Source organism: Reyranella sp. GW821-FHT14A01, from assembly GCF_058803965.1.
Map to the genome: position 1 here is coordinate 67,348 of NZ_JBXAPM010000007.1, position 22,563 is coordinate 89,910.

Genomic DNA, 22,563 nt, shown 5'->3' on the forward strand with positions numbered 1-22,563 from the left:
TCATCAGGCGGCCTTCCGCCGGGACGGGCGCTGTGATCGACGGCTTTCGCCAACCATTTGCTCACGGTGTTGGGTCATGTAGGCCCGAACCTGGTCAAGCTTGCCGACCGTGAGATCGGCCCCCGCCCTGAGCCTGCCGATAAATTTGCCGTCATTGGCGACGCGCTTGCTGAAAGTCGCTTCCGACATCTCAGCGTCACGGCAGAAGGCGTCGATTTCCTTGAGGAGTGCGGACAGTGTCGTCATGCCGGGGGACACTAAGGGGGATATGTCCCCTTCGTCAAGGGGACACTTCCCAATTACTCCCGGGCGCGCTCCGTGGAAGCATCCCCAGATGGGAACATGGCTACAAGACGAACTTCAGCGGGTGATGGTGGAAAATGGTCTCAAGGCAAAGCCTTGGAGCATTAAGGCCGGCCTCAGCGAGACGTATGTGAAGGATGTCATCAGCGGTAAATCCGCTAATCCAGGGGCCGATGGCCTGAGGAAGCTGGCACAGGCGGCTGGGTTGCCTGGCGGGCATTTTGTGGAACAGCACTCACCGACCGAAGGTCAGGACCCTGTTCCTAATCTCACGCTGGCACCGATGGCACCTCCTATTCCGACACGTGGAGAAATGCCGAAGGATGTGCCCGTCTACGGGACCGTCTCAGGCGGCGAAGATAGCGGTGCCCTCTTCGATTTCGAGCTCAACGGCGAAATTGTCGATTATGTGAGGCGCCCACCCCGCCTAATCGGTCGCGCCGACGTGTTCGCAGCCTACCTCCGCGGGGAATCAGTTTCGCCGTGGCGTGAGCCTGGTCAACTGATCTACTTCGAGCGCGCCAAGGCCCCACGCGTGATGGATTATGTCTTGGTCGAGTTTAAACCCCACGATGGGGAGACCGTTCGACCGGCCTTGGTGAAGCGCCTCTTGGGAGTAACTCCGACCAAAATTAAGCTTCGCCAATACAATCCGCCAAAAGACTTTGAGATCGATCGCAAGCGAGTGTTGCAGATCGTTCGCGCCATGGACTGGGATGAACTCATGGGAGTCTGATGCCATGTCCGAAGAAACGAAATTCTACCCGCTACCTCGGATCGCCGCCGAGGACTTCGCCGAGTTCGCCGAGATCCTGGTCGACGACGCGGACTTCCCCCCGACGCACGTCGCCTGGGAGCGACTGGCCGAGGCCCGTGTCGCCGAGCTGGCCGACGAGGGTTACACCGCTAAGTCGGTCGAGGTGCGGCCGGCCGGGTTCCGGCGGTTCCTGGCCGCTGCTGGCGTGACGGCCAGCATGAACAGCCTTGCCGTCTATGTGGCGCTGCTGGCGACATATAAGCGGTGATCCTGATGGATCGCCGTATACCTCTCGATGATCGGATCACCCAACTGAGGCTGCGGCGGGCTGCGCTCGGATTCACCAGGGGGCAGATGGCGGCGGGCATCGGCCTTGGCCTTATCCACGTCCATCGGATCGAGCAGGGTGCCGAGCCAGACGCTGTGGTCGACCGCTACGAAGAATGGCTGGAAACCATCGAAACTTGGCCAGCAGACCTTCGGATAGCTCAGCTGAACCGCGCTAGAAACGGCGAAAGATTTTCCTCGATCGAGACCAGGGGCAAGGACGGCTGAGATGACAAAGGGCTGGCAGATTGTCGTAGCGACGCAGCGCCCAGGCGGTGCTGATCCCGATGCTGAGTATTTCATCGTGGCTGTTGGAGATCGGGATCGTGCGGTCGAGATCTTGCGTGAGCGTAAAAAGCTGACAACGGGCCAGAAGACCCTTGTCTTCGGCGAGGCGCCCGATGGCGTGCTGCGGTTCCTCAATGCCAAGCGTGGCGAGGTCTTTTCCCTCGCCGTGGTGATGTGATGCGCGGCCTGGCGCTGCTGGCGACGTACAAGCGGTGAAATTGATGAGGCTCCATCTCGCCCCCGTAGTCAGATCGGATAATCCGTGAAGATTCCTTCGCCTATGGCAACGGGAAACCTTTGCGACTGGGTGGATGAAGTGTTGTCCGCGCGGAAGAGCTTTCCGTATCCGCCACCGAACTGGGTGGCGGGAAATCGCTCAACGGAAAAGCGGATTCATCAATGGCTGGTGCAAGATGAGGACGGGCTGATGGGGGCCTTTGTCTCCTTGACCGCCTATCCGTTCGATACGCCGCTACGATATACGATCACGCTTAACGCGTGGCCGTCGGGCTGGCAGAAAGCCGCTTGCGTTTGGCGACTTGATTATGACCCTCCGTTCGCGAGGCACACAAACCGAGGCCAAGGCATCGAAGTTGCGGGGTGCAGTCAGGTGGTAGGACCGAACTTCCACTCTTGGGCGGCCAATCGACATCTTTGCAAAACCTACGGCTTTCCCGAGGAATTGGAGGTCGCTGAGCCGGTGCCGACCGAGGTGCGCCAATTCGACCAAGGATTTCGATGGTTTTGTGGTCAGACCAACATTGTAATGCCGACAGTTCTCATGCCGGACTGGCCTAGCACAGGTGGGAGGCTCCTATGAGCACTTTGGTTGAGCAAGTTCAGAAAGCCGCATCTAGTCTATCTGAGTGTGTTTCGCACAATGACAAGGTCGTTGTGCCCACCCACTTCTTGTACCCCTCGCGGAGCCATGTTTGCGTCTTTGTTTCGACGACGCTGCACAACTCGTTCGTAGTCTCAGATGGAGCGGGTGCAATTGATTCGATCAGCGCGCATGGAATCGAGCTTTATAATGCCGACCGCTATTTGAGCCCCTTCTGCTCACCCGCCGGACTTCGCGCCGTCAATGGTGCCATTGCGAGCGCACACATTGGAGCGGACCAAATTGCCGGCGCGATCATCAATGTGGCTGAAACTTCTGCTCGCGCAGCTCTTCACGCAGTGCATAAGTATCGCCCCCGCAAGAAACGCGATCTCTACGGTGCTGTGAAAGAGGAAATCGATAAACGGTTCGCTCCTGAGCGCGTAAGACAGCATGAGAAAGTGTTGGGCGCCAGCCATCGCCAATATCGCTTCGATTTCGTTGTCACAGTGAACGGCGATCGCACGCTCCTTCTCGATGTAGTGATGCCAGAGCAGAACTCGATAAACGCCAAAGCAGTCGCAAATATCGATGTTGCTCGAGCTGAGAAGACGGGCGTGACACAGATGATCGTCTATGACGACAAGGAGGACTGGAACTCTGAAGACTTGAACTTCGTCCAGCTGGCAGCTCCAACAATCGCGCTATCCAGGTTGCCCGCAAGCCTTCAAAGCGCGTTGGCGCATTAGCCCAAGAGCCCCATCCGGAGGCGGTTGTTACGTGCGAGGGCCGCCGCCGATTATCTTCGCATAGTGGAGCGCTTGCTCGCCGGAATGTTGGTCAACGATCGATTTAGGTGAGGCCGAGAGCAGCTTCTCGGCGACTCGCTTCGATGCCTCGTTTTTCACTCCAACAACCGCCTCAACATAAAATGCGTGAACGCGATTCCTAGCCAAGCCGGCATGGAGTTCTGCGATCGCTGCCGCTATCGCTGCTTGTGCAAGCCCCTTACCTCGCTTCTCCGGCAGTACGGCGTATCCCATTTGGAAACACGGAAGGCCGTCAAGTGGCTCGACTGCCGCCAGGATGACGAGGGCCGTGACGAGCTTGCCCTCGAGACGTACATAGGTAAACCGATGCGCGCCAGTTGGAGCATCAAGATGCACAAAGATCGTCGGATCAAGGGTTCCACGCTGAGCATCAACACGACCCGCTAGCAACGCTTGCTGAAAAGATTCGAGTGCTTGCATTGGGTCGACCATCGCTGGCATTGCACATCCTCCATCACTCCGTTTTACCGCCGCTGCGCCGCCCGCCACTCCAGCTCATGCTGCGGAGCCGCTATCCAAGTCGGCTCTTTATCCGACACCACCGATCCCTGTGACGTTCCATCCGCTCCAAATGGTGCGGCAACGGGCTGGTGACGTTGTAGACACCCTTCTCAACAGCCCAAGACGGGGAATTGGCATGGTCTCCCAGAGCATCTGCCACGTCGTCGAGCGATGCGAAAATGTAGAAGCGAGGATCGGTATCAAGGTCCCAAACCTGCACCACGACCATGCCAGGGGCCTTCGCAAACCAAGCTTTCTGGAAGTGATAACAGGAGCCCGCGCGCGCCTTGACCTGGACGGGTACCACTACGGTGGGCACGGCCTCGCGGAAGGCCAGCAAGTCGATGCCGCAGTCATAAGCCGGTTGCGCGACATAGATGCCCCGGCGCATGAGCTCGCCGGCGACCAGCGATTCGCCTGCTTTTCCAATAAGAGCCGCCTTACTCACCTTGCTCGCTCCCGTTGTCGCTACTCCCATGCCGGCACGCCGTCGCTCGAGTTCCTGACTTACATAGTCGGCACTGTAGGGAACGGACACTCTGAAGAGATTGCGTCGTTACCGGCCGATTAGGAAGGGGAAGGAGAGAAGTTCGAGACCGCGGCGGACGCCTGACTCGCGAACTAGACCGCGCCACTGCCGCCTGCGGCAGCGATAGCGAGCGGAAGATCGTCGCCTACACCGGGTTTTACCACTGGCAATAGCCTTCCACTGCGACACTTCAGAGTGTTGTGGAACGGCAGAAGGTGCGACCCATCCCATGTGTGGAGCTGCGTACAGTCGTAGTGCAGGGCGGTCGCGAGGTGAATTGCGTCAGGACGAATGATCTTGGTCTTGGCTTCGCTCTTGATTCGACGCGCTAGCTTTGCCACTTCGACGTCGAGCTGCACACGCTTAACGAACGGCTGCTCAAGCAAGGCAAAAATCATCGGATCGTGCTCAGCTAGATTGTACGGTTGCCCGTAGGGAGGCTTTCCGTAGACCACCTCCAAGTAACTGTAGGTGCTGGTCCAGATTTCGCACTGCCCCTTCTGCGCTTGCCCCCACAAGTGCTTAAGCACGGTAAGCTTACCGACCTCTTCGTTGATCATACCCAGCCAGGCGCATGCGTCCCAATAGTAGCGAGGAATTAAATCAGGCATCGTCGTCCTCGCCCCAGATCGCATCCAGGTAAGCTCGAGGTGTCAGACCGCCCAAAATACCTGGACGCGCTATCTCATCGTAGTTGATGGGACTGGCATCAATGAGCGCCATGCTAGCGTTGTTCACGCGACTGAGAGCGCCAGTCTTCTTATAAACAATCTCGCCGGATACTGTTACTCGGCGCCCCTCCCAAACCTCGCCCCAGTTGTGGGCGTGTTTGAGTTCATGCGCGGCATCATCCGATAGAACACAGGTGATGACCTGCCCCCGCAAAGCCTCGCACACATCGATCGCCGGCCGCCCGTAGTAGCGTGCAACACCCGCGACTGTACCTTCAATTGAGCCGATTTCGGTGCGACTGAGATCTTCGGTCGCGGCGCGCTTCTCCAGCTCGCTTTTCTCGATGGCAACCAGAGCCAGACGAGCCGTCTTCTCGACGATGATCGTGGGTGGAGAATGCGGGCGCTCAAAATCAATATCGGTTCGACCAACCCCATTGAGGTTTCGCTGCAGCAAAGACCGGGTCTTACTGAGCGCCATCCCCTCAAGCCACGCCGGCGGGGGATTTCCTGCCGTAAGAGTCTCAAGTGCTTGGCTTACGCGTTCCTTCCCTCGCCGCGCTACGATTTCGGGCGCAACCCCGGTCATCGTCGCGAATGCCTCTCCTGTCGCCATGGTCGGGCTATTCTTGGATATGCTAACAAGGCGCCACGATACGACCTCACCGTCGGCATCACCTTGCGCGACAGTCAAGAGATCGAAGATGTCGAGCACCTGACGGAGGGCATCCGATACTGAAATCGGCCCTTCGTCGCCCGTGCTTGGTCTAACTGTGACGGTGACGCGCTCAGGAGGCATTGCGCAGCATCCCGCCAAGGTTGCTCTGTAAGCAATGCTGGCACACGTCGTTCACCCCTGTGAAGATCAGCCTAGATCGTATGCGCCCTAGCATCCGTTCGCACGTCCTCTTTACCAATTTCTCCAACGTGTTGACATGGACGTAGGTCTCCTCCCCCCCCCCTGGCCGGTCACACGGCGTCTCACAGCTACCGGTCCGCGCGGGGGAAAGTCGAGCCAAAGGCATTGATCGCCTCTTCGTAAAGAGCCTTAAACCGTAGGGCTGCGAACATCCCCTGCTGGGGCGCAAACTCGTGAAGCCGCAGGTAGTGCGAGCCGGCAAACATCCGTTGGTCAATCGAGAGAGCTTCACTCTCCTCACCCATTGCCAGATTGGAAAACCAATCTTCAGCGGATTGAAGATTGTGCGGGGGCTTGGGCAAATTCATTTTCTCGAAAGCCGCTACTAATTCGTTCACCGCCGCCCTGCGCCACAACACTCGCCAAACAAGCCATCCCACTATCTGCTTCGATACCCACCAAACTATCGAGATAAGGATGAAGCCTGCCCACACAAAGAATGCAATACCCCAAGGTGAATTGTAACGGTCGGCCATCAGGTGACCGACCACAATCGAAATCAGTATCCAGAATGCGGACGATAGAAGCGCGCTGACGAACCAGCGCCTCTCAACGGCGCTCTTGAAGGCAACGGCCACTATCTCCCTCCCCGCTTCTCAAAATCCCAAGCCAGCGCGCATCTGTGCCCTAAATCTCCTAAGGACTCCGATGCTTCGACTTGCTGAAATCCATCTTCCAGATAGCGAAACCGTGAGTCTCATGATGGGGCAAAGTCTCGGTTCCCAATGTCAGTAGATCTCCACGCTCGGCGCCCGCCTTTGCGGCAGCACCAGTCGCAGGAAGACGCGCTCGTTTAGCTATATGCGCAGCAAGAGCCTTCTTGTGTTCTGAAGCATCCGTGTTGGTGTAGCGCTTGTTCCAGACCCATGCGACGGCGCCGGTTAACACGTCGGCCGCTTGAATCATCAGATTCTCTTTCGAGGCACCATCCACGACACTCTCGAAAATATCGAAATCCTTGCCACTGTCGCGGCGAAAGGCGTGATTGAGTGTGATCGCCTGGACTTCAGCTGAGCGCCGCTGCGGGGATTGGTCTAGGGTTACAATAAACCTGGTAGTATCTGGAGCGAGGGTGCGGCGAGCGTAACCGCGAAGGTGGTGATAGATATAGCGCTCTAAAGACGTTTCCGGCTCGTCAGAACGATACTCTGGCCTATTGGCTTGATGAGCGTCAATGACAGTGCACCGAAAGCTCAGCCCGAGGTCATTACGACAGGCGAAGATTTGATCAACGAACTTGATGTAGAGGCCAAGAAAACCCTTATGGTTCCACTTGCGCTCAAATGTAAGCGTTTCAGGAATTGAAGCTCTGAGCCGCTCTTCGATCTTAGACTGCCTGCTCGCATTGAAGCTAATGGTTCCGTAGACAAGGTAGTGATGCCCCTTATGGGAACTCTCGTCTCCGACGATGCAAAGCCGAGTCGGAACTAGTTCATTGCTCATCGCAAAGCCCCATGGTGATCACATGCGGCTACCGCCGCTCGCTCGTGCTGACGGGCTGTGGCTGCTCCCCCGGTGTCACTGGTTGTCGCGGCGTCACGTTTGGATGAATGCGGGTCATTTCCGGACAATTGTTACGGAGCGATGCAGTTCTCACCGCCTCGATCTGACCCTTGTAGAGCGCGATCTGCGGCGCGATCGATTGGCCTGACATGGAGCCGACCGGTAGGCCGATCAAAATGATGCCGACGGTGTCATTGGATCTCGCATTGCTCTGCGCCACCGACGCCGTGGCGAGCGCCTGGTTAAGGCGGATGCCCTCCTCGCCAAGCTGATCGCAGGTGTAACTCCGATATGGAATGTCGCTTACGTACGACGCCTGAATGGATTCAGGCGTAGGCGCACAGGCCGTCAGTACGGCAGTCGCCGCCAGTGTAGTTGCAATCTTATTCATTTCACTCCCCCAAGCTGCAGGGGAGTTTCGCTGGAGCATTACCCTCGGTCAACCGGCGAACGTTTCTCTGAAAATTCTCGGCGGCTCATTATTTGGGGATGTATCCCCTTGACTAGGGGATATATCCCCCTTACCGTCCCCCTTCGTTCGGTACACGCCGACACGGACCGGGCCGCTCCCGGACGCTGAGGGAAGCCTATGCCCGACACGCTCTTCACCGCCCCGGCCAGCCTCACCACCGCCCAGCGCATCGCGCTTCACCGCCGCCCGCTGCCGTCGCACGAGCTGAACGGCCAGAACTTCCGGGCATGGGCCGTCGCGGTCCTTCACGCGGAGGTCCAGCACCGCAGCCGTGACTTCGCCCGCGTCGAGCGCGAACAGGGACTAAGCTTCGACCGCAACGAAGACCCCCGCTGCGAAGAGCGCGGCCAGTATCCCCATGAGGCCAAGGCAGCCACGGCGCTGATCTGGCTGTCCCACCTGCAGACCCACGAGAGCGACAAGAACTGCCCCTTCGATGCGAAGCCGTGGCGCTCGTGGACACCGGCCGCTCAGAGGGCGTGGCTCGCCCGCCGCCGGTATCTCTGGGCGGGCTTCCTGAAGGCTGTCCGCGCCTATCGCGACGCCCGCGCCCCGATCGACCAGCCCCTCGCCGCCTAGTCCATCAACCGAAGGAGAACCGCCGTGCCCGATACACTCGTCAGCCTTGTTGGCCCATCCCGCCTACCCGTTCCGGCGCAGGGCTCCGTTCCACTCTCGACTTCGCCCGCATCGGAGGCCTGGACGGTTGTCCCCTGCTTTCATGACGGCGAAAGGCTCTGCTTCATCAAGCGTGGTGAAAAGCGAGCGTGGCTGCCCAAGGCCGACACGAAGGGCCTCAGCATCGAGGAGCTGAAGGAAATCGCTGACCGGTGGAACGCGGAGGCTGGTGTATCGGCAGACGCCGCCGGCGCCTTGGATCTGGACTGGACTGTCTTTTTCAAGATCCCGCCGACCGACCCTCTCGCCTTTGGTGAGTTTCGGGCCGACGAGGACCGCCTGAAGCTGGCGAAACAGGCGGTGAAGCGTCGGGCCCCAGCTTCGGCGGGGTGGCTTGCCATTGTGGTGGCGACGCATGGCCAGCCCGTTAACCCGCCAATCCGCCCAGGTTCGATCCGCCATACCTGGCTCACGGCACACTACGAAGTGACCGATTGGGCGGAAGCACACGGCCGTAAGTCGCCGTGTTCTCTGCTGCCTTCCGAGCGCGCCGCGCTGCGGGTCAACGAAGCCGCAAGTGCGCTCAGTGCAGCGAAGAAGGCATACTGGGGCTACTCCCGCGAGCTGGCGCAACTCCATCTTCGGCAGCGCGACGAGTGCGCCCAAGCGGCACACGATCACGTTCGGTCGCTCGACCAGACTGAGCGGCGCACCCTGCTGCTGAAGCTGCGGGCCGATCGCCGGCCGTTGCTCCGCGCGTTCTTCAAGGCAGCCGCGAAGTACGCCGCCGCCCGTGCCGCCCTGGCTCAGGGTGGGCGATGAAGGCCTGCCCTCTCTGCGGCGGCCCCGGCGCCATCCAGCACACGCCCAAGGGCTTGCCCTTCGTCGAGTGCGTCGCCGAGCACTGCGGGGCCGCCAGCAAGCCCGCCGACACCGAAGAAGGCGCGATCACCAGCTGGGCGACGTTCGTCCGCGCCCGCGAGCACATCCCGCACGACTGGATGCTCTACCCACCAGAGTTTTCTCAAGCCGCGTAACCGTCAACATCAACCCAAGGGGACCAATCATGCCCGATACCGCCATTCCATTCGATACGATGTCCAACCACTCCGACGCCAGCAAGGCGCCGCTGGTGACCGCCGCCTATATGCGCGGCTTGTGGGCCGCCTATGAGGCCGCCCGCGAGGGCTACAGCGAGGAGGAAGAGGAGCGGACCGGCGCGGCCTTCAACGAGGCCCAGACGCGCCTCCTGAGCGCGCGCACGGCCGACCCGGAGGGTGTCGCCCTCAAGCTGAAGGTGCTGGCCGAGCGGCCGGACATGGCGCCGCGCATGCTCGCGGAGCTTGCCCACGACCTCGCCCGGCCGCGGCCCCTCCCCTCGCTCGTCTCCTTCTGCCGGGCCATTTCCGCCGCGGCAGCCCCGCACACCGAGGAAGGCGGCGGCATCAAGTCGAAGATCGGCTTGGCGGACGCTCTGATGCCGCTGATCGGCCACTACACGATCGCCGATGCGGTCGGCGCGCTCGCCCTGCTGCACACCGCCTATGTGGCACTCGGTGACGAGGATGGCGACGATCCGATGTTCGCGGCGCTCATGCTCCTGGAAGACTTCGCGTCTTGCGCCGATGCCGCGGACGTCGATTCGGCTACGGCGCGCGCCCATCTCATCGAGAAGTCGCAGAATTCCGACGATGGTTGGGAACTCGGCACCGTTAACATGGCCGATGCCACCCGCCAGGCGCACCGTGATCTCCGTTCCATGCGCACAGGGTCGTTCGATACGGGCGCATATGGTGGGACCTTCGAAGCCTACTTCGGCAATCGGCTGTGGCGGAGCAAGAACGGCGAAGATCTGCCGGTCGCAGCCGAGTAACCAACACCAGCATGTCGACTGCTGACGCCCTACAGTTCGCGAAGAGGCCTGTTCCTGGCCTCTTCGAGCACGTCGGCTCAGGTAGGATGGCCGCCGGGGACCGGCAACGTCTCGAAGGCCGCGCGCAGGTCTGCCCTGGTCAGCTTGGCAGCCCCTGCGAGATCAACCTCGTGCGCATGCCGCTCGGCGGGAGAGAGCGCCGCCATTTCGAGAGCGCGCACGTTTGGTTCACCCCTGCCGACGCTCTCGATCGCGTGGGCCACGAAGAACGACACCCACGGGTCGGGCTCGCTCTGCTCGTCCGTCAGCCGATGAAGGATCGTCTCGATCCCCTGCCACGTGTGCAGTGTTCCTTCGTCCATCGAACACTCCCTTCCCTGCCGGGCACGACAACGTCGGAATGGGCGGGAGGTTCATGCCGTCGGCGGGCTATGCGCGTCGACGTGACCCGCCTCTGCTTGAAGAGCTTTCACAACGCTGGCCCGCACCTCGGCCACAGTCAGCGTCGCCCCGCCCGCCACCGTGGCCAGCGCCTTTTCCGAGCAGTAGAGATCGGGTCGCTCGACCTGAAGCATTACATCTTCGCCGACGCGGAAGTAGCCCATCTCCAGATCGGCCAACACACGGCGGATCAGATCCGTCTCCCAGGCATTGAGCGGCCTCGACTCCTGTCGAACAGTTTCGAGAAACCGCTCCATGCGCTGGACGAGGTTGCGGCGAGCCGTTGCAGTAGCCGTGGGTTTGATTGCCATGCAGGGCTGTAGCATGGGCATCCCTCGCCCGAACCTGCGCAATTGTGTCCGTTTGGCCACTTCCGTACTGGATTGCCCGCCATGAAGGCCGTCCGGGACTTCTCGGCTCAGAGTAAAGCGCTCAGGGCGCGAGCGCGTCTGGCAGACTTTTTTGGTCTACAGTTCGCGAACAGGCCTATTTTTTGCCTTTTCGAAGGTCGCCCGCGCTTCTGTGAGCGTGAGGAGCAGGTCGGTCTTGGGAATGCCGTCGACTTCGGGCTGCAGTCGCCCGCCTTCGGGCACTCGGCATTTGTGGAACAGTCCGACCCCCAGGTGGGCATCCACCGGCGTCTCGATATAGGCGATGGCTCTGACGAGGTGATGGCATTCCCAGCGGTCGAGCTGCTTCTCGTCCTGCTCCCGCTCGCACAGGAAGGCCTCTATCTCCGTAATGAGAACTTCACGTTCGGCCATGAGCACCCGTCCTATCGCAGATGCGAACGCCACGCAGTTGAGTCCGGTTCCTGTGAATGTTCGACGCCACGTGAACCCCGGCAATCACTTCACATTCTAAGGAACACTCCGACCGCCCTGCCCGCACTGCAGTTCCTCGATCTCACTTCACTTGCGTGTGAATTGAACTCGCGAGGCAAAGACGCCAACACTTTCAGTGACGCGCAGGGTTTCCCACACACCCAAAAACCCTTCGCGGAGGCCGGCACCAATACCCCATCTACTTGCCGGCCCGCCGCCGATCAGGCTCCCAACTTGGTCGGCGGCCCCACGGGGCCAATGTCACAGAACTTCCAGCATCCTTCGCAATCGCTCCCGCGTGTGCAGGGGACGGCGAGGCTTCATCGCCTCTTCTTCCAGTGTCGGACCACGTCTCAGGGTGCTGATGTGATTGAGGGCAATATCGTAATCGCCCCTTCGGATCGCTTCGATCGCACAGAGCAGTTTCATTTCCGCCCAGGCTTTGGGCTCGGCGGCCTGCCGATTGAGTTCAGCCAGCACGACGGCTTTCGCCGCGTCTCTCGTGACGACGACGGGCATGCTCCTTCCTCACATTCGACCAGCATGGCCGCGTGCGCAGAAGCCCCGCGGCCTCGCTCTCGACGGGCAATTTTATGGGAACACCAATTTCGCGTTTCAAGAGGCGGACAGAGATTCACCAGGGTCTGCGACCGGGCTCTCTTCCCGATCGCCGCGGATCACGCTCCGGAGGGCAGCGCGCAAGTCTGCCGCAGTCATGTGGTCATGAAGCCCCGGCATGTCAGAGACCGTCATCGGAATGGCATCGACACGCTCCGCGGCCTTCATGGCTTCGACGCCATCGCCGAAGCGGGCGTCGCGAAGGCACTCGATGGCCAACAGGACGTAATAGGCCTCCCGGCGCCCGGGTTGGCGCTTGTAGCGCTCAAGAACCAGGACAAATCGGTGAATGCGACGCGCGAGAGCAGCGATCGTCGGATCGTTGGGCTGAAGCATCACATGTTAAGTTACAGCAAAATCGCCGAAATTTCCAACACACTGCAACCAGTGGTGTCAGATGGCAGCGGCGACCACGCGGTCCAATTCCGCTCTCATCTCTGCGACCGTCACAACAGGACCGCCGCTCGAGGCGATGCTGGCGGCCCTGGTTCGGAACAACTGCGGTCGGCCCGCCTTGAAGGCCGCGTCATGGGCGAGGCTGTAGTTTCCGACCTGAAGGTAAGCCAGCGCACGGGCGAACATATCGGACTGCCACGCATCCAGCGGTTCGCCATCGGCATCGAGCCGATCAAGGCTTTCGCGAATTCGCGCCGCGGCGGAGTCGAACGTTGTGAAGACCGTTTTCCGGACGGCAGTCATGGAGCGACCCTGCATGAGTAAAGTGGCGAGAGATTGGCCAGCTCTGATGAAGCCGCTGACGGCACGTGCCTACCTGGACGATATGCCGGCTGCCGAGTTCAGTGCCCTGGTGGTGCCCCATCTCGACGCCCGCACGTCCGGCGGCAAGCTTCGCTTCACCCGCAAATCCCTGGACGACTGGATTGACGCCAGCGGCGGGTCGCGGGAGGTTCAGACCCCTGAGGCGCTGGGAAGGCTACTGGACGATGACGACGGTCCACATCTCGGGCATTAAGCGCTACGTCAGCAACGGCACGACGTACTATTACCTGCGGGCCAGCGGCGAGGCGATCACCGACGAGGCCGGCAACCGCCTCGATCCCAACAAGCAGCCGGAAGAATTCGCCGCCCGAGTCGAGGCGATGAAGGCGAAGCTGGCCGCCTTGCCGAAGCCCAAGGCCAAGGCCGGCGCCCTGCTCGACCTTATCGAGGCCTGGCGCGGCATCCCCGGCACGGACGGCCGTCCCAAGCGCGATCCCTCCCCGGAATGGCTGCAGCTCTCCCCGGCCACCCGCAAGAGCTACGAGCGCATGATCGACCCGAAGGACGGCTATCTGCGCCGGGCCCTCAAGCTCGACCTCGCCACGCTGATGCTGCCGGCGATCGACACGCCCAACGTGGTCAAGATCCGCAACAAGGTCGGGAAGGCCTTCGGCTTCTGGACCGGCAACTACGCCGTCACCGTGCTCTCGACGATGTTCTCGTGGGGCATCCTGTACGGCCATTTAACCGTGAACACGGCCAAGGGCGTGCCCGACCTGGAGCGCCCTGAGGAGCTGGAGTCCCAGCACCGGCCTTGGGCGGACACCGAGTTCAATGCGATGGTCGACGGCGCCCGTGAACGCGGCTGGAAAGGCATCCTCCTGGCGCTCGGCCTGGGCAGGTTCGCCGGCTGGCCGACGGGCGACATCACGCACCAGCCGCCTTCCGTGTGGCAGCGCCCGCGTCTCGTCTACACGCGCCGCAAGACCCGCAAGGGGAAGAAGATCACCAACGTGCTCGCCCCGGATCCGCTCATCGCCCTGCTGGACGAGGTGGGCGTCAATCCCAACGCTAAGACCCTGGTCGTGAACGAGGCCGGCGAGCCCTACACGGAAAGCGGCCTGCGGACGATGATCAACCGGCTATGCCGGGAGTTGGCCGACGAGAAGAAGGTCAAGCGAGGCCTCAACATCCACGGCCTGCGCCACTCGCTCGGTAACGAACTCTACGACCTCGGCATCGAGCGCGAAGCCCGGAAGCGCATGATGGCCCACGAGAGCGACGCGGCGAGCCTGGTCTACGAGCAGGGCGGCAACCGCAGCCGGCAGGCCGACAAGGCCACGCGAGCGCTCAACAGGAAGCATCGGAGCAAAAAATGAACGAAGCGGAAGATCGGAAGCAGCGATTCGCGGCGGCCTTTCCCTGGTGGGCAGAAGGCAAGGCGAAGCATGGCTGGGCTATGAAGGTCGAATATCAGCCAGGGATGAGGGAAATCCGCCGCGGGGGCCTCTTGATGGCGGCAGAACACGACCCGGCAAAAGATACCAGGTTCATTCAGATCAACATGCCCGGAGCGACAAAGGAGCAGTACGACGCCGTCGAAGCTTGGGCAGTGGCAGAATACGAGCAAGTACTGAAGCTGCGGCCTCAGGAACGTGAACGGAACGGGATCGATGTCTAAAACTGCGAGCGAGGGTGTCTAAAAAACAAAACCGCCCGATCGGCGCGGCTCAGGTGTCCTTGCTTAACTCGCTGAAATTATAGGGAAAAAGGAATGGTGCCCAGGGGCGGAGTCGAACCACCGACACTGCGATTTTCAGTCGCATGCTCTACCAACTGAGCTACCTGGGCATGCCGTCCGTTGGAGGCGGGGCTTATAGGACGCGTCAGCGCTGCTGTCCAGACGGTCCCTGCGTGCCGCCCCCGCTCTCCGGATCGTCCTCGCCGGGCCCCTCATCGGTCTCGACGCGGTAGCCCTCCTTCAGCCAGCGGCCGAGGTCGATATCGGCGCAGCGCTTGCGGCAGAACGGCTTGTATTTGGGGTCCGCGGGTTTTCCGCAGGTCGGACATTTCGGTTCGATGCGCACGGCACGCAGCGGCGGGGATCGGTCAGTCATCGCTCTTTTCCAGCGCTTCGAGCTGGGCCGCCAGGGTCGGGCCGCGCCGCGCGCGGGTCAACTCGAACAGGCCGAGCCGGGTGAAGCCGTAGATCTGGGTCGGCACCGGGTCGCTCGCCAGGGCCTCGGCCAGCGCCGCCTGCACCTTGTCGCGATCGTAGGCGCTGCGCATGGTGACGAAGTCGATCACCACCGCGCCCGCGAGGTTTCGCAGCCTGAGCTGCTGGGCGATCGTCGGCGCCGCCTCGAGATTGACCTCGACCGGGCGGCGCGGCGCGCGGCCCTGCCGGCCGCCGGCGCTCGCGCTGTCGACATCGACGGCGCACAGCGTCTCGCCCGGCTCGAACAGCACCTCGACGCCGCTCTCCAGCGCGATGCGTGGCGCCAGCGCCGTGTCGATCTGGCCCGCGACGTCGTCGATGTCGAAGGCCGGCATCGAGCCGTTGTGCCAGCGCACGCGGATCGCCTCACCCAGCCGGTCCATCTCGTCCTGCAGCCGCCGCGCCATGGCACGGTCGTCGAGGATCACCTCGTCGAGCGTGGCCCCGTGATCGCGCAGCGCGCGGGCGATCGGGTCGCGCTCGCCGGGCACGCGCGACGACAGGTCGGCCGGCGGCTCGACATCAAGGGCCAGCCGCCTGATCTTCTCCCAGCGCTCCAGCACATGGGTGGCATCGGCGCGCAGCACATCGGCCGTGACGCCGGACGCCGCCGTACGCAGCACGATGCCGCCCTCGAGCAGTCCCTCGACATGCGCCTTGAGGCGGTCGCGCTCGGACTCGCCTTCGATGCGGCGCGAGAAGGTCACGCCCGCACCGTTCGGGTGGTAGACGAGATAACGGCCGCTGATGGCGATGTTCATCGACAGGCGCGGGCCCTTGTCGCCCTCGCCGTCGTTGCGCACCTGCGCCAGCACGGGCGCGCCGAGCAACGGCCAGCCGTCGGTGCCCGAGCGGTCCTCGGCGCGCAGGAAACCCGAGCGGCCGGTACCGATATCGACGAAGGCGGCATCGAGGTCGGGCATCACCCGTTCCAGCCGGCCGAGGAAGATGCAATCGACCTTCGAGGGCTTGTCGCGGCGCACGACCTGCAGCTCGACGAGCCGGCCCTCCGTCACCAGCGCCATCAGGAACGCCTTGGGCAGCACGTGACAGATGAGGCGATCGACGCGGCTCACGGCGTCGCCGACTTCAGGAGCGAAACGGTTTCGAACAGCGGCAGGCCGACAACGTTGCTGTAGGAGCCGGACAGAAAGGCGACGAAGGCGGCGGCGCGGCCCTGGATGGCGTAGCCGCCGGCCTTGCCCCGCCATTCGCCGCCGGCCAGATAGGCATCGATCTCCGCCGCCTCGAGCCGCTTGAAGCGCACGATGGTCTCGACGAGGCGTGTCCGCACCTTACCGTCAGGACCGGCCACGGCGACGCCGCCCAGCACGCGATGGCGCCGGCCCGACATCCTTGTCAGGCAATCGCGTGCCTCGGCCTCGTCTTCCGTCTTGGGCAGGATGCGGCGGGAGCAGACCACGACGCTGTCGGCGGCCAGCACGAGGGCGCCGGCATGACGCGCCCTGACGACCTCGAGCTTCGCCCGCGCCATGCGCAACGCATAGGCGCGCGGCAGCTCGCCGGCGTGGGGCGTTTCGTCGATGTCGGCAGGGTCGATCGTCGCGGGCTCGACTCCGACCTGCCGCAGCAGGTCGAGCCGTCGCGGAGACGCGGAGGCCAGTACGAGCGGGAGGATCGGCGAGGCGCGCAACGCCTACTTGAAGCGGAAGGTGATGCGGCCCTTGGTCAGGTCGTAGGGTGTCATCTCGACGGTGACGCGGTCGCCTGCCAATACGCGGATGCGGTTCTTGCGCATCTTGCCCGATGTGTGGGCCAGGATGATGTGGTCGTTGTCGAGCTTCACCCGGAACATCGCATTGGGCAGCAGCTCTGACACAACACCCGTAAATTCGATCAAGTCTTCTTTGGCCATCCGGCCTCCGGCTGGGGTGAATTTCTGGGAAAGCGGCCGGAAAATGGGCCGCAGGCGGGGGTAAGTCAATGGCGCCGCCGGAGAGCATGGGGGCAAAGGCGGGTATGGCCGGCCTTCTCACCGGAGCCCGCCTCCCCTATACAGAGCGCGGCTGCGGACGCCCGGGAAAGAAGGACCAGCAAAGATGAACGCAACGTGCATGTCCGGCCTTGTGGCCGCCCTGCTCCTGACACCGGCGCTCGCATTCGCCCAGGCGAGTCCGGCCCCGACCGCGCCGCCCAACGCCATCACCCATCCCGCGCAGAAGACGATCGGCAAGCCCGCGACGCGGCAGTATTCGACGGCGCTGATCGTCATCAACTCACGCGGTGCGAAACTCGACGGCCAGAAGCTGGTCCTCGACGGCGTGCTGCCGACCGCCACCCTGTTCACCAGCCGGCCGAAGCGGTCGGTCGGACACATGGTGACCCCGGACATGGCCGACATCTGGCGCACCGGCAGCTTCGCCAAGGACCCGCCGAACGCCACGGTCTCGGTGTTCCACAAGGACGGCAGCAACGTGTCGGACCTGGTGGTCACCTTGAAGACCGCCAAGCTCGAGGGCGAGAAGCTCACCTTCGACGTCGATGTGCTGGAGGGCAGCCTCGGCGCCGCCGACGGCCCGGCCTCGGTGTTCATCGACACGATCTGGTTCGGCATCGGCTCGCATGGTGCGCAGTATTACGGCCAGAGCCAGACGACCGGCGGCGAGACGCCGGCGATCGGCGATCCGGACGGCACCAGCACCTTCAGCGGCTGGCCCAATCCCTCGCCGACGCAGCCCGTCAATCCGTATCCGTATGCCGGCGGTAATGGCGGTGGTGCCGGTGCCCCTCCGCCGCCCGACATCGATCCGCGCTACCAGCAGCGCTACAACGCGCCGACCTGCGGCAAGCCGCCCCTCCTGCCCTGCTACTGAGCCGTACGGTGAAGAACATGAACAGCTTCCGCCTCTCCGTCGCTCTGGCTACCACCGCTGCCACACTCGGCCTCGCCTTCGGCGCCTCGGCGCAGACCGCGCCGGCCACGCCCTCGGTGCAGGGCCTGCCCAAGGTCGTCGGCGCGTCGCGTCATCCGCGCCTCATCCCCTCGATGTTCGTGCTGAACGCCCGCGGCGCCAAGCTGCAGGACAACAAGCTGATCCTCGAAGGCATCGCCCCCAGCGTCATCGTGTTCGCCGATCGCCCCGTTCGCTCGGCCGGACACGCGATGCTGCCGCACGTGCTCGAGGAGTGGACGCTGAAGGCGCCGAACTCCTTCGCGAAGGATCCGCCGAACGCCACCGTGTCGGTGCTGAACAAGGCGAAGGCCAGCGTGGTCGATGCCGTGGTCACGCTGAAGTCGCCGAAGCTCGAAGGCGACAAGCTCACCTTCGACGTCGACGTGCTGGAAGGCGACCTCGCCGGAGCCGACGGCGGCGCCTCGGTGTTCATGGATCTCGTCAACCTGCCGGTGCCGCGTCACAGCTCGCACCGCGCCGCGTGGTACGCCGGCTCGCCTGAGTCGCGGTGACACCGTCCTTACAATCGGCCGTGCGATGCCGATGGCTCGCCTGCTCGCGCAGTAGGTTGTAAGCCGCATTTCATTCACAATCCGGTTCTGAAATGGCCCTGGGCCGAAAGTGCTCCTTGTGGAGCGCTTCGCGCCCAAGGAGAGCCATCATGAACCGCACATTGCTCGCCGTATTCCTGGTCGGAGCAGTGACCCTTTCGGCCGCTGCAGCCCAGGCTCAAGTCCAGACCTCCGGCCCCGAGCCGACCGGACCGGTAACCGTCCGCATGCCGACGGTGGTTCCCAACTGGACGCCGACGGCCGAGGGCGCGATCGCCCGCCAGCAGATCCACGACGCGGGCTACAACGGCGTCACCATGCTGACGCGCAACAGCGACGGCAGCTGGGAAGGCCAGGCCCTCAAGGGTGACACCTACTACCTGATCACGCTCGATCGGGCAGGCCACGTCACGCAGCACTAGGCGCTGAGGGTTCGCCCAACTCGTGCTGACACGGTCCTTACAATCGCTTGCGCGAGGCAGGTGCCTCACCTGCGCGCGCAAGCGAACGCAGGCCACAATCCACTCACAATTCGGTACCGATATGGCCCCGGGCGAAAGCGCTCCAGTGTGGCAGCGCTTCGCACCTTAGGAGAGACATCATGAAGCGTACATTGCTCGCAGCATCCCTGATCGGAGCAGTGACCCTTTCGGCCGCTGCAGTCCAGGCGCAAGTCCAGACCTCCGGCCCCGAGCCGATCGGCACCGCGGGCTTCACCATGCCGACGGTATCCCCCAACTGGACGCCGACCGCCGAGGGCGCGATCGCCCGCCAGCGGATACACGATGCCGGCTACGGCAATGTCACCATGCTGATGCGCAACAACGACGGCAGCTGGCAGGGCCAGGCCCTCAAGGGCGACACCTACTACATGATCACGCTCGACCCGTCGGGCCACGTCACCCAGCGCTAGGCGCTCAGGGCTAGACTGACGGTGCGATCGGGACGCCGAAGCGTGCCTTCAGTCGGGCCAGGACCTGGTCGCGGGTACGGCGGTAGGCATCGAGCCGCGTCTCCCGCGACCCTTCCACGGCGCTGGGGTCGGGCATCGGCCAATACTCGACCTCGGTCGCCGTACCGCGCGTGAATTCCAGCGCACTGTGATGGGCTTCCGGCGACAGCGTGACGATCAGCTCGAACGAGGCAGGATCGACATCGCCGAACGTCTTGGCATGATGGCGGTGGACGTCGATGTCGAGTTCGTCGAGCACGGAGACCGCGAAGCCATCGACATCGCTCGCGCGCACCCCCACCGAATCGACGTACAGCGACCGGCCGTAGAGCCGCTTGGCCAGCGCTTCGGCCATCGGCGACCGGACGGAATTCTCGCTGCAGGCGAAGAGCAGGCTGGACGGCAGTCCGGTCATCGCCCGTCCACGCTCACGATTTGATGTGCAGGGCGCAGATCAGCGTGAACAGCCGGCGGGCTGTGTCGTGATCGACCTCGATCTTGCCGTCGAGCCGCTCGCGCAGTAGCTCCGAGCCCTCGTCGTGCAGACCGCGCCGGCCCATGTCGAGCGCCTCGATCTGCGCCGGGCCCAGCTTCTTGATCGCGGCGTAGTAGCTCTCGCAGATCAGGAAGTAATCCTTCACGACCTTGCGGAACGGCGTCAGCGACAGGACGATGTCACGCAGCTTCTCGTCGGCGTCGTTGCGCACGTCGAACACCAGGCGCTGCTCGAAGATGCCGATGCGCAGGCGATAGGGGCCGGGCTGGCTGCCGACCAGCAGGAAGTCGTTCTCCTCGATCAGGTCGAACAGCGCGACGGCGCGCTCGTGCTCGACCTCGGGCGTGCGCCGGGCGACCGATTCCTCGTCGAGCACGACGTCGACGATGCGCCGTGCCTTGTCGGTCGGTTCGGCCGGCATGTCAGCGGCCCAGCCGGAGCGAGACCGACCGGCCGTGCGCGCCGAGCCCCTCGGCTTCGGCGAGCGCCACGGCGGACGGACCAAGGGCTGCCAGCGACTGCGGCGTGCAGGCGACCAGCGAGGTGCGCTTCAGGAAATCGGCGACGCCCAGACCGCCCGAGAAGCGCGCGGCGCGCGACGTCGGCAGCACATGGTTTGTGCCGGCGACATAGTCGCCGATCGCCTCGGGCGTATGGCGGCCGAGGAAGATCGCGCCGGCATGGCGGATCTTCTGCGACAGCGCCTCGGCCTCTGGCATCTCCATCGCCAGCTCGACATGCTCGGCGGCGATGGCGTCGACGATGGCCGGCGCGGCAGCGAAGTCCGGCACCAGGATGACAGCACCGTTGTCGCGCCAGCTCAGCCCGGCGATCTCGGCGCGCGCCAGTGTCTTCAGCTCGGCCTCAACGGCGCGCTCGACGGCGTCGGCGAACGCCGCATCGTCGGCGATCAATACCGATTGCGACGACGGATCGTGCTCGGCCTGGGACAGCAGATCGGCCGCGATCCACTGCGGATCGTTGTTCCGGTCGGCGACCACCAGGATCTCGGAGGGGCCGGCGATCAGGTCGATGCCGACCTGGCCGAACACACGGCGCTTGGCGGCGGCGACATAGGCATTGCCCGGCCCGGTGATCTTGTCGACCGGCTTGATGGATTGGGTACCGTAGGCGAGCGCCGCCACAGCCTGCGCGCCGCCGATGCGCCAGATCTCGTCGGCGCCGGCGATGTCGGCGGCCAGCATGACCAGCGGATTGAGCGTGCCGCCCGGCGTCGGCACGACCATCACGATGCGGCCCACGCCCGCGACCTTGGCCGGCACGATGTTCATCAGCACCGACGACGGATACGCCGCCGTGCCGCCCGGCACATAGACGCCGGCCGCATCGACGGGCCGGTAGCGCGCGCCGAGCCGCGTGCCGGTGGCGTCGGTGAAGTCGACGTCCTTGGGCATCAGGGCGCGATGGAAGGCCTCGATGCGCTTGGCCGCAAAAGTCAGCGCCTCGCGCTGCGCTGCCGGCACCTGTGCCGCGGCCGCGTCGCGTTCGGCGTCGGAGATGCGCATGTTGGCAGCGCTGATTCCTGCCCAGTCGAACTTCGCCGTGTAGTCGACGACGGCCGCATCGCCGCGCGCCCGCACGTCGGCCACGATGCCGGCGACGATGCGGTCGACATTCTCGTCGGTGTCCCGGTTGCGCCCGAGGAAGGCCGAAAATTCCTTTTCGAAACCCGGCGCCGAGGCGTCGAGCCTAAGCGGCACGGGCGGCCCCGACGGCGACCTCGCGGAAGCGGTCGATCCAGTGGCCGACCCGCTCCGGCCGCGTCTTGAGCGCGGCGCGGTTCACGATGAAGCGCGAGGTGATGTCGGCGATATGCTCGATCTCGACCAGGCCGTTCTCCTTCAGCGTGCGGCCGGAATCGACGAGATCGACGATGCGGTGGCTGAGGCCGAGCGACGGCGCCAGCTCCATCGCGCCGGAGAGCTTGACGCATTCGGCCTGGACACCGCGCGCGGCGAAGTGCTTGCGCGTCACCTCGGGATACTTGGTGGCGATGCGGACATGGCTCCAGCGGCGCGGATCGTCGTTGCCCGCCATCTCGGCCGGTTCGGCGACGGCCAGGCGGCACTTGCCGATGCCGAGATCGATCGGCGCGTAAATCTCCGGATAGTCGAATTCCATCAGCACGTCGGCGCCGGCGATGCCGAGATGGGCGGCGCCGAAGGCCACGAAGGTCGCGACGTCGAAGGAGCGCACGCGGATGATGTCGAGGTCGGGATGGTTGGTCGTGAAACGGAGCTGGCGGGCGTCCGGATCGGCGAAGGCCGCCTCCGGTTCGATGCCGGCGCGCGCAAAGACGGGGGCCGCTTCCTTGAGGATGCGGCCCTTGGGCAGCGCCAGGATGAGCTTCTCGTTGGGCTCGCTCGACACGACGGACTCTCCAGTAACGAACGCCC

The 22,563-nt window shown here is 63.4% G+C and carries 39 protein-coding genes and 1 tRNA gene; 17 read left to right on the forward strand and 23 right to left on the reverse strand.

The window, feature by feature from the left end; translation table 11 throughout:
* Positions 1 to 3 precede the first annotated feature (3 nt).
* Complete coding sequence (locus AC1ROX_RS13470; protein ID WP_493126320.1) at positions 4 to 246, reverse strand: hypothetical protein; 243 nt, start codon at positions 244 to 246, stop codon at positions 4 to 6.
* Positions 247 to 334: 88 nt separating this feature from the next.
* Here AC1ROX_RS13470 and AC1ROX_RS13475 point away from each other — a divergent pair, with 88 nt between their 5' ends.
* The 6 genes from AC1ROX_RS13475 to AC1ROX_RS13500 all read left to right on the forward strand — a co-directional run bounded on the left by AC1ROX_RS13475 (position 335) and on the right by AC1ROX_RS13500 (position 3,244).
* Positions 335 to 1,039: a S24 family peptidase gene (locus AC1ROX_RS13475; RefSeq protein ID WP_493126323.1), complete on the forward strand. Its 705-nt coding sequence runs from the start codon at positions 335 to 337 to the stop codon at positions 1,037 to 1,039.
* A gap of 4 nt (positions 1,040 to 1,043) precedes the next feature.
* Positions 1,044 to 1,328 carry a hypothetical protein gene (locus tag AC1ROX_RS13480; protein ID WP_493126326.1) on the forward strand — a complete coding sequence of 95 codons (285 nt, stop codon included), beginning with the start codon at positions 1,044 to 1,046 and terminating at the stop codon, positions 1,326 to 1,328.
* A complete protein-coding gene (locus AC1ROX_RS13485; RefSeq protein WP_493126328.1) occupies positions 1,325 to 1,615 on the forward strand; it encodes a hypothetical protein in 291 nt (96 codons plus the stop codon). Before AC1ROX_RS13480 ends, AC1ROX_RS13485 begins: the two co-directional genes overlap by 4 nt.
* 1 nt (position 1,616) lies before the next feature.
* A complete protein-coding gene (locus tag AC1ROX_RS13490; RefSeq protein WP_493126330.1) occupies positions 1,617 to 1,853 on the forward strand; it encodes a hypothetical protein in 237 nt (78 codons plus the stop codon).
* Positions 1,854 to 1,937: 84 nt separating this feature from the next.
* The gene (locus tag AC1ROX_RS13495) at positions 1,938 to 2,495 is read left to right on the forward strand and encodes a hypothetical protein (RefSeq protein WP_493126332.1); all 558 of its coding nucleotides are present in this window, start codon (positions 1,938 to 1,940) and stop codon (positions 2,493 to 2,495) included.
* Positions 2,492 to 3,244, forward strand: coding sequence for a hypothetical protein (locus AC1ROX_RS13500; protein ID WP_493126334.1), 753 nt, complete (start codon positions 2,492 to 2,494; stop codon positions 3,242 to 3,244). The genes AC1ROX_RS13495 and AC1ROX_RS13500 overlap by 4 nt, the downstream gene beginning before the upstream one ends.
* Before the next feature lie 27 nt (positions 3,245 to 3,271).
* Here the strand turns inward: AC1ROX_RS13500 and AC1ROX_RS13505 are convergent, their stop codons facing one another.
* The 7 genes from AC1ROX_RS13505 to AC1ROX_RS13535 all read right to left on the reverse strand — a co-directional run bounded on the left by AC1ROX_RS13505 (position 3,272) and on the right by AC1ROX_RS13535 (position 7,839).
* The gene (locus AC1ROX_RS13505; RefSeq protein WP_493126336.1) at positions 3,272 to 3,766 is read right to left on the reverse strand and encodes a GNAT family N-acetyltransferase; all 495 of its coding nucleotides are present in this window, start codon (positions 3,764 to 3,766) and stop codon (positions 3,272 to 3,274) included.
* A gap of 70 nt (positions 3,767 to 3,836) precedes the next feature.
* A complete protein-coding gene (locus tag AC1ROX_RS13510) occupies positions 3,837 to 4,274 on the reverse strand; it encodes a hypothetical protein (RefSeq protein ID WP_493126338.1) in 438 nt (145 codons plus the stop codon).
* A 173-nt stretch (positions 4,275 to 4,447) separates the two neighbouring features.
* Positions 4,448 to 4,966 (reverse strand): type II toxin-antitoxin system VapC family toxin, encoded by a 519-nt coding sequence (locus AC1ROX_RS13515; protein ID WP_493126340.1) that lies wholly within the window; start codon positions 4,964 to 4,966, stop codon positions 4,448 to 4,450.
* A complete protein-coding gene (locus AC1ROX_RS13520) occupies positions 4,959 to 5,741 on the reverse strand; it encodes a hypothetical protein (RefSeq protein ID WP_493126342.1) in 783 nt (260 codons plus the stop codon). The genes AC1ROX_RS13515 and AC1ROX_RS13520 overlap by 8 nt, the downstream gene beginning before the upstream one ends.
* Positions 5,742 to 6,013: 272 nt before the next feature.
* Entirely contained in the window at positions 6,014 to 6,523 is a 510-nt protein-coding gene (locus AC1ROX_RS13525; RefSeq protein ID WP_493126344.1) for a hypothetical protein, read from the reverse strand.
* 58 nt (positions 6,524 to 6,581) lie between these two features.
* Positions 6,582 to 7,388 carry a DUF3800 domain-containing protein gene (locus AC1ROX_RS13530; RefSeq protein WP_493126346.1) on the reverse strand — a complete coding sequence of 269 codons (807 nt, stop codon included), beginning with the start codon at positions 7,386 to 7,388 and terminating at the stop codon, positions 6,582 to 6,584.
* A gap of 28 nt (positions 7,389 to 7,416) precedes the next feature.
* The gene (locus AC1ROX_RS13535; protein WP_493126348.1) at positions 7,417 to 7,839 is read right to left on the reverse strand and encodes a hypothetical protein; all 423 of its coding nucleotides are present in this window, start codon (positions 7,837 to 7,839) and stop codon (positions 7,417 to 7,419) included.
* Positions 7,840 to 8,037: 198 nt separating this feature from the next.
* Between AC1ROX_RS13535 and AC1ROX_RS13540 the strand changes: the two genes are divergently transcribed.
* The 4 genes from AC1ROX_RS13540 to AC1ROX_RS13555 are packed head-to-tail and all read left to right on the forward strand — an operon-like array spanning position 8,038 to position 10,411.
* Positions 8,038 to 8,499, forward strand: a complete 462-nt coding sequence (locus AC1ROX_RS13540; protein WP_493126350.1) for a hypothetical protein — start codon at positions 8,038 to 8,040, stop codon at positions 8,497 to 8,499.
* A gap of 24 nt (positions 8,500 to 8,523) precedes the next feature.
* On the forward strand, positions 8,524 to 9,360 hold the full coding sequence (locus tag AC1ROX_RS13545) for a hypothetical protein (RefSeq protein ID WP_493126352.1): 837 nt from the start codon (positions 8,524 to 8,526) through the stop codon (positions 9,358 to 9,360).
* The gene (locus AC1ROX_RS13550) at positions 9,357 to 9,575 is read left to right on the forward strand and encodes a hypothetical protein (RefSeq protein WP_493126354.1); all 219 of its coding nucleotides are present in this window, start codon (positions 9,357 to 9,359) and stop codon (positions 9,573 to 9,575) included. Before AC1ROX_RS13545 ends, AC1ROX_RS13550 begins: the two co-directional genes overlap by 4 nt.
* Before the next feature lie 29 nt (positions 9,576 to 9,604).
* Complete coding sequence (locus tag AC1ROX_RS13555; RefSeq protein ID WP_493126356.1) at positions 9,605 to 10,411, forward strand: hypothetical protein; 807 nt, start codon at positions 9,605 to 9,607, stop codon at positions 10,409 to 10,411.
* A 77-nt stretch (positions 10,412 to 10,488) separates the two neighbouring features.
* Here AC1ROX_RS13555 and AC1ROX_RS13560 read toward each other — a convergent pair whose 3' ends face one another.
* From AC1ROX_RS13560 to AC1ROX_RS13585, 6 genes are all read right to left on the reverse strand, one after another.
* Positions 10,489 to 10,773 (reverse strand): hypothetical protein, encoded by a 285-nt coding sequence (locus AC1ROX_RS13560; protein ID WP_493126358.1) that lies wholly within the window; start codon positions 10,771 to 10,773, stop codon positions 10,489 to 10,491.
* 51 nt (positions 10,774 to 10,824) lie between these two features.
* On the reverse strand, positions 10,825 to 11,163 hold the full coding sequence (locus AC1ROX_RS13565; RefSeq protein WP_493126360.1) for a hypothetical protein: 339 nt from the start codon (positions 11,161 to 11,163) through the stop codon (positions 10,825 to 10,827).
* A gap of 156 nt (positions 11,164 to 11,319) precedes the next feature.
* Positions 11,320 to 11,616 (reverse strand): hypothetical protein, encoded by a 297-nt coding sequence (locus AC1ROX_RS13570; RefSeq protein ID WP_493126362.1) that lies wholly within the window; start codon positions 11,614 to 11,616, stop codon positions 11,320 to 11,322.
* A gap of 321 nt (positions 11,617 to 11,937) precedes the next feature.
* A complete protein-coding gene (locus AC1ROX_RS13575; RefSeq protein WP_493126364.1) occupies positions 11,938 to 12,195 on the reverse strand; it encodes a hypothetical protein in 258 nt (85 codons plus the stop codon).
* A 96-nt stretch (positions 12,196 to 12,291) separates the two neighbouring features.
* A complete protein-coding gene (locus AC1ROX_RS13580; protein WP_493126366.1) occupies positions 12,292 to 12,630 on the reverse strand; it encodes a hypothetical protein in 339 nt (112 codons plus the stop codon).
* A gap of 57 nt (positions 12,631 to 12,687) precedes the next feature.
* Positions 12,688 to 12,993 carry a hypothetical protein gene (locus AC1ROX_RS13585; RefSeq protein WP_493126368.1) on the reverse strand — a complete coding sequence of 102 codons (306 nt, stop codon included), beginning with the start codon at positions 12,991 to 12,993 and terminating at the stop codon, positions 12,688 to 12,690.
* 46 nt (positions 12,994 to 13,039) lie between these two features.
* On the opposite strand from AC1ROX_RS13585, the gene AC1ROX_RS13590 reads away from it, so the two are divergent.
* Genes AC1ROX_RS13590 through AC1ROX_RS13600 form a run of 3 tightly spaced genes read left to right on the forward strand, consistent with a single transcriptional unit; the run spans position 13,040 to position 14,695 of the window.
* A complete protein-coding gene (locus AC1ROX_RS13590; protein ID WP_493126370.1) occupies positions 13,040 to 13,267 on the forward strand; it encodes a hypothetical protein in 228 nt (75 codons plus the stop codon).
* Positions 13,239 to 14,393, forward strand: a complete 1,155-nt coding sequence (locus tag AC1ROX_RS13595) for a tyrosine-type recombinase/integrase (RefSeq protein WP_493126372.1) — start codon at positions 13,239 to 13,241, stop codon at positions 14,391 to 14,393. The genes AC1ROX_RS13590 and AC1ROX_RS13595 overlap by 29 nt, the downstream gene beginning before the upstream one ends.
* Entirely contained in the window at positions 14,390 to 14,695 is a 306-nt protein-coding gene (locus AC1ROX_RS13600; RefSeq protein ID WP_493126374.1) for a hypothetical protein, read from the forward strand. The genes AC1ROX_RS13595 and AC1ROX_RS13600 overlap by 4 nt, the downstream gene beginning before the upstream one ends.
* A gap of 94 nt (positions 14,696 to 14,789) precedes the next feature.
* Here AC1ROX_RS13600 and AC1ROX_RS13605 read toward each other — a convergent pair.
* The 5 genes from AC1ROX_RS13605 to infA form a co-directional block, all read right to left on the reverse strand.
* Positions 14,790 to 14,865: transfer RNA gene (locus AC1ROX_RS13605), tRNA-Phe, on the reverse strand.
* Positions 14,866 to 14,900: 35 nt separating this feature from the next.
* Positions 14,901 to 15,131, reverse strand: a complete 231-nt coding sequence (locus AC1ROX_RS13610; protein WP_493126376.1) for a DNA gyrase inhibitor YacG — start codon at positions 15,129 to 15,131, stop codon at positions 14,901 to 14,903.
* Positions 15,124 to 16,308, reverse strand: coding sequence for a ribonuclease E/G (locus tag AC1ROX_RS13615; protein ID WP_493126378.1), 1,185 nt, complete (start codon positions 16,306 to 16,308; stop codon positions 15,124 to 15,126). Before AC1ROX_RS13615 ends, AC1ROX_RS13610 begins: the two co-directional genes overlap by 8 nt.
* Positions 16,305 to 16,886, reverse strand: a complete 582-nt coding sequence (locus AC1ROX_RS13620) for a Maf family protein (protein WP_493126380.1) — start codon at positions 16,884 to 16,886, stop codon at positions 16,305 to 16,307. Before AC1ROX_RS13620 ends, AC1ROX_RS13615 begins: the two co-directional genes overlap by 4 nt.
* 3 nt (positions 16,887 to 16,889) lie before the next feature.
* Positions 16,890 to 17,108, reverse strand: coding sequence for a translation initiation factor IF-1 (gene infA / locus AC1ROX_RS13625; RefSeq protein WP_216964027.1), 219 nt, complete (start codon positions 17,106 to 17,108; stop codon positions 16,890 to 16,892).
* Positions 17,109 to 17,307: 199 nt separating this feature from the next.
* Here infA and AC1ROX_RS13630 point away from each other — a divergent pair, with 199 nt between their 5' ends.
* From AC1ROX_RS13630 to AC1ROX_RS13645, 4 genes are all read left to right on the forward strand, one after another.
* Positions 17,308 to 18,066 carry a hypothetical protein gene (locus AC1ROX_RS13630; protein WP_493126382.1) on the forward strand — a complete coding sequence of 253 codons (759 nt, stop codon included), beginning with the start codon at positions 17,308 to 17,310 and terminating at the stop codon, positions 18,064 to 18,066.
* Between the two features lie 17 nt (positions 18,067 to 18,083).
* The gene (locus AC1ROX_RS13635; RefSeq protein ID WP_493126384.1) at positions 18,084 to 18,659 is read left to right on the forward strand and encodes a hypothetical protein; all 576 of its coding nucleotides are present in this window, start codon (positions 18,084 to 18,086) and stop codon (positions 18,657 to 18,659) included.
* Between the two features lie 149 nt (positions 18,660 to 18,808).
* Positions 18,809 to 19,120, forward strand: coding sequence for a hypothetical protein (locus tag AC1ROX_RS13640; protein ID WP_493126386.1), 312 nt, complete (start codon positions 18,809 to 18,811; stop codon positions 19,118 to 19,120).
* A gap of 179 nt (positions 19,121 to 19,299) precedes the next feature.
* On the forward strand, positions 19,300 to 19,611 hold the full coding sequence (locus AC1ROX_RS13645; protein ID WP_493126388.1) for a hypothetical protein: 312 nt from the start codon (positions 19,300 to 19,302) through the stop codon (positions 19,609 to 19,611).
* Between the two features lie 10 nt (positions 19,612 to 19,621).
* Here the strand turns inward: AC1ROX_RS13645 and AC1ROX_RS13650 are convergent, their stop codons facing one another.
* From AC1ROX_RS13650 to hisG, 4 genes are read right to left on the reverse strand one after another with little or no spacing between them, the layout of a single operon-like run.
* Complete coding sequence (locus AC1ROX_RS13650; protein WP_493126390.1) at positions 19,622 to 20,065, reverse strand: arsenate-mycothiol transferase ArsC; 444 nt, start codon at positions 20,063 to 20,065, stop codon at positions 19,622 to 19,624.
* 13 nt (positions 20,066 to 20,078) lie between these two features.
* A complete protein-coding gene (locus tag AC1ROX_RS13655; protein WP_493126392.1) occupies positions 20,079 to 20,567 on the reverse strand; it encodes a UPF0262 family protein in 489 nt (162 codons plus the stop codon).
* Position 20,568: 1 nt separating this feature from the next.
* Positions 20,569 to 21,867: a histidinol dehydrogenase gene (gene hisD / locus AC1ROX_RS13660; RefSeq protein ID WP_493126394.1), complete on the reverse strand. Its 1,299-nt coding sequence runs from the start codon at positions 21,865 to 21,867 to the stop codon at positions 20,569 to 20,571.
* Complete coding sequence (hisG, locus tag AC1ROX_RS13665) at positions 21,857 to 22,537, reverse strand: ATP phosphoribosyltransferase (protein ID WP_493126397.1); 681 nt, start codon at positions 22,535 to 22,537, stop codon at positions 21,857 to 21,859. The genes hisD and hisG overlap by 11 nt, the downstream gene beginning before the upstream one ends.
* Positions 22,538 to 22,563 lie beyond the last annotated feature (26 nt).

Excerpts from the sequence above, each read along its gene's own strand:
- AC1ROX_RS13530 (WP_493126346.1), bottom strand. The coding sequence starts at position 7,388 with ATGAGCAATGAACTAGTTCCGACTCGGCTTTGCATCGTCGGAGACGAG.
- AC1ROX_RS13565 (WP_493126360.1), bottom strand. The coding sequence starts at position 11,163 with ATGGCAATCAAACCCACGGCTACTGCAACGGCTCGCCGCAACCTCGTC.
- infA (WP_216964027.1), bottom strand. The coding sequence starts at position 17,108 with ATGGCCAAAGAAGACTTGATCGAATTTACGGGTGTTGTGTCAGAGCTG.
- AC1ROX_RS13585 (WP_493126368.1), bottom strand. The coding sequence starts at position 12,993 with ATGACTGCCGTCCGGAAAACGGTCTTCACAACGTTCGACTCCGCCGCG.
- AC1ROX_RS13475 (WP_493126323.1), top strand. The coding sequence starts at position 335 with ATGGGAACATGGCTACAAGACGAACTTCAGCGGGTGATGGTGGAAAAT.
- AC1ROX_RS13550 (WP_493126354.1), top strand. The coding sequence starts at position 9,357 with ATGAAGGCCTGCCCTCTCTGCGGCGGCCCCGGCGCCATCCAGCACACG.
- AC1ROX_RS13580 (WP_493126366.1), bottom strand. The coding sequence starts at position 12,630 with ATGCTTCAGCCCAACGATCCGACGATCGCTGCTCTCGCGCGTCGCATT.
- AC1ROX_RS13610 (WP_493126376.1), bottom strand. The coding sequence starts at position 15,131 with ATGACTGACCGATCCCCGCCGCTGCGTGCCGTGCGCATCGAACCGAAA.
- AC1ROX_RS13535 (WP_493126348.1), bottom strand. The coding sequence starts at position 7,839 with ATGAATAAGATTGCAACTACACTGGCGGCGACTGCCGTACTGACGGCC.
- AC1ROX_RS13590 (WP_493126370.1), top strand. The coding sequence starts at position 13,040 with ATGAAGCCGCTGACGGCACGTGCCTACCTGGACGATATGCCGGCTGCC.
- AC1ROX_RS13630 (WP_493126382.1), top strand. The coding sequence starts at position 17,308 with ATGTCCGGCCTTGTGGCCGCCCTGCTCCTGACACCGGCGCTCGCATTC.
- AC1ROX_RS13655 (WP_493126392.1), bottom strand. The coding sequence starts at position 20,567 with ATGCCGGCCGAACCGACCGACAAGGCACGGCGCATCGTCGACGTCGTG.
- AC1ROX_RS13540 (WP_493126350.1), top strand. The coding sequence starts at position 8,038 with ATGCCCGACACGCTCTTCACCGCCCCGGCCAGCCTCACCACCGCCCAG.
- AC1ROX_RS13500 (WP_493126334.1), top strand. The coding sequence starts at position 2,492 with ATGAGCACTTTGGTTGAGCAAGTTCAGAAAGCCGCATCTAGTCTATCT.
- AC1ROX_RS13515 (WP_493126340.1), bottom strand. The coding sequence starts at position 4,966 with ATGCCTGATTTAATTCCTCGCTACTATTGGGACGCATGCGCCTGGCTG.
- AC1ROX_RS13470 (WP_493126320.1), bottom strand. The coding sequence starts at position 246 with ATGACGACACTGTCCGCACTCCTCAAGGAAATCGACGCCTTCTGCCGT.
- AC1ROX_RS13645 (WP_493126388.1), top strand. The coding sequence starts at position 19,300 with ATGAAGCGTACATTGCTCGCAGCATCCCTGATCGGAGCAGTGACCCTT.
- AC1ROX_RS13635 (WP_493126384.1), top strand. The coding sequence starts at position 18,084 with ATGAACAGCTTCCGCCTCTCCGTCGCTCTGGCTACCACCGCTGCCACA.
- AC1ROX_RS13640 (WP_493126386.1), top strand. The coding sequence starts at position 18,809 with ATGAACCGCACATTGCTCGCCGTATTCCTGGTCGGAGCAGTGACCCTT.
- AC1ROX_RS13560 (WP_493126358.1), bottom strand. The coding sequence starts at position 10,773 with ATGGACGAAGGAACACTGCACACGTGGCAGGGGATCGAGACGATCCTT.
- AC1ROX_RS13505 (WP_493126336.1), bottom strand. The coding sequence starts at position 3,766 with ATGCCAGCGATGGTCGACCCAATGCAAGCACTCGAATCTTTTCAGCAA.
- AC1ROX_RS13575 (WP_493126364.1), bottom strand. The coding sequence starts at position 12,195 with ATGCCCGTCGTCGTCACGAGAGACGCGGCGAAAGCCGTCGTGCTGGCT.
- AC1ROX_RS13555 (WP_493126356.1), top strand. The coding sequence starts at position 9,605 with ATGCCCGATACCGCCATTCCATTCGATACGATGTCCAACCACTCCGAC.
- AC1ROX_RS13595 (WP_493126372.1), top strand. The coding sequence starts at position 13,239 with ATGACGACGGTCCACATCTCGGGCATTAAGCGCTACGTCAGCAACGGC.
- AC1ROX_RS13480 (WP_493126326.1), top strand. The coding sequence starts at position 1,044 with ATGTCCGAAGAAACGAAATTCTACCCGCTACCTCGGATCGCCGCCGAG.
- AC1ROX_RS13570 (WP_493126362.1), bottom strand. The coding sequence starts at position 11,616 with ATGGCCGAACGTGAAGTTCTCATTACGGAGATAGAGGCCTTCCTGTGC.
- AC1ROX_RS13600 (WP_493126374.1), top strand. The coding sequence starts at position 14,390 with ATGAACGAAGCGGAAGATCGGAAGCAGCGATTCGCGGCGGCCTTTCCC.
- AC1ROX_RS13490 (WP_493126330.1), top strand. The coding sequence starts at position 1,617 with ATGACAAAGGGCTGGCAGATTGTCGTAGCGACGCAGCGCCCAGGCGGT.
- AC1ROX_RS13650 (WP_493126390.1), bottom strand. The coding sequence starts at position 20,065 with ATGACCGGACTGCCGTCCAGCCTGCTCTTCGCCTGCAGCGAGAATTCC.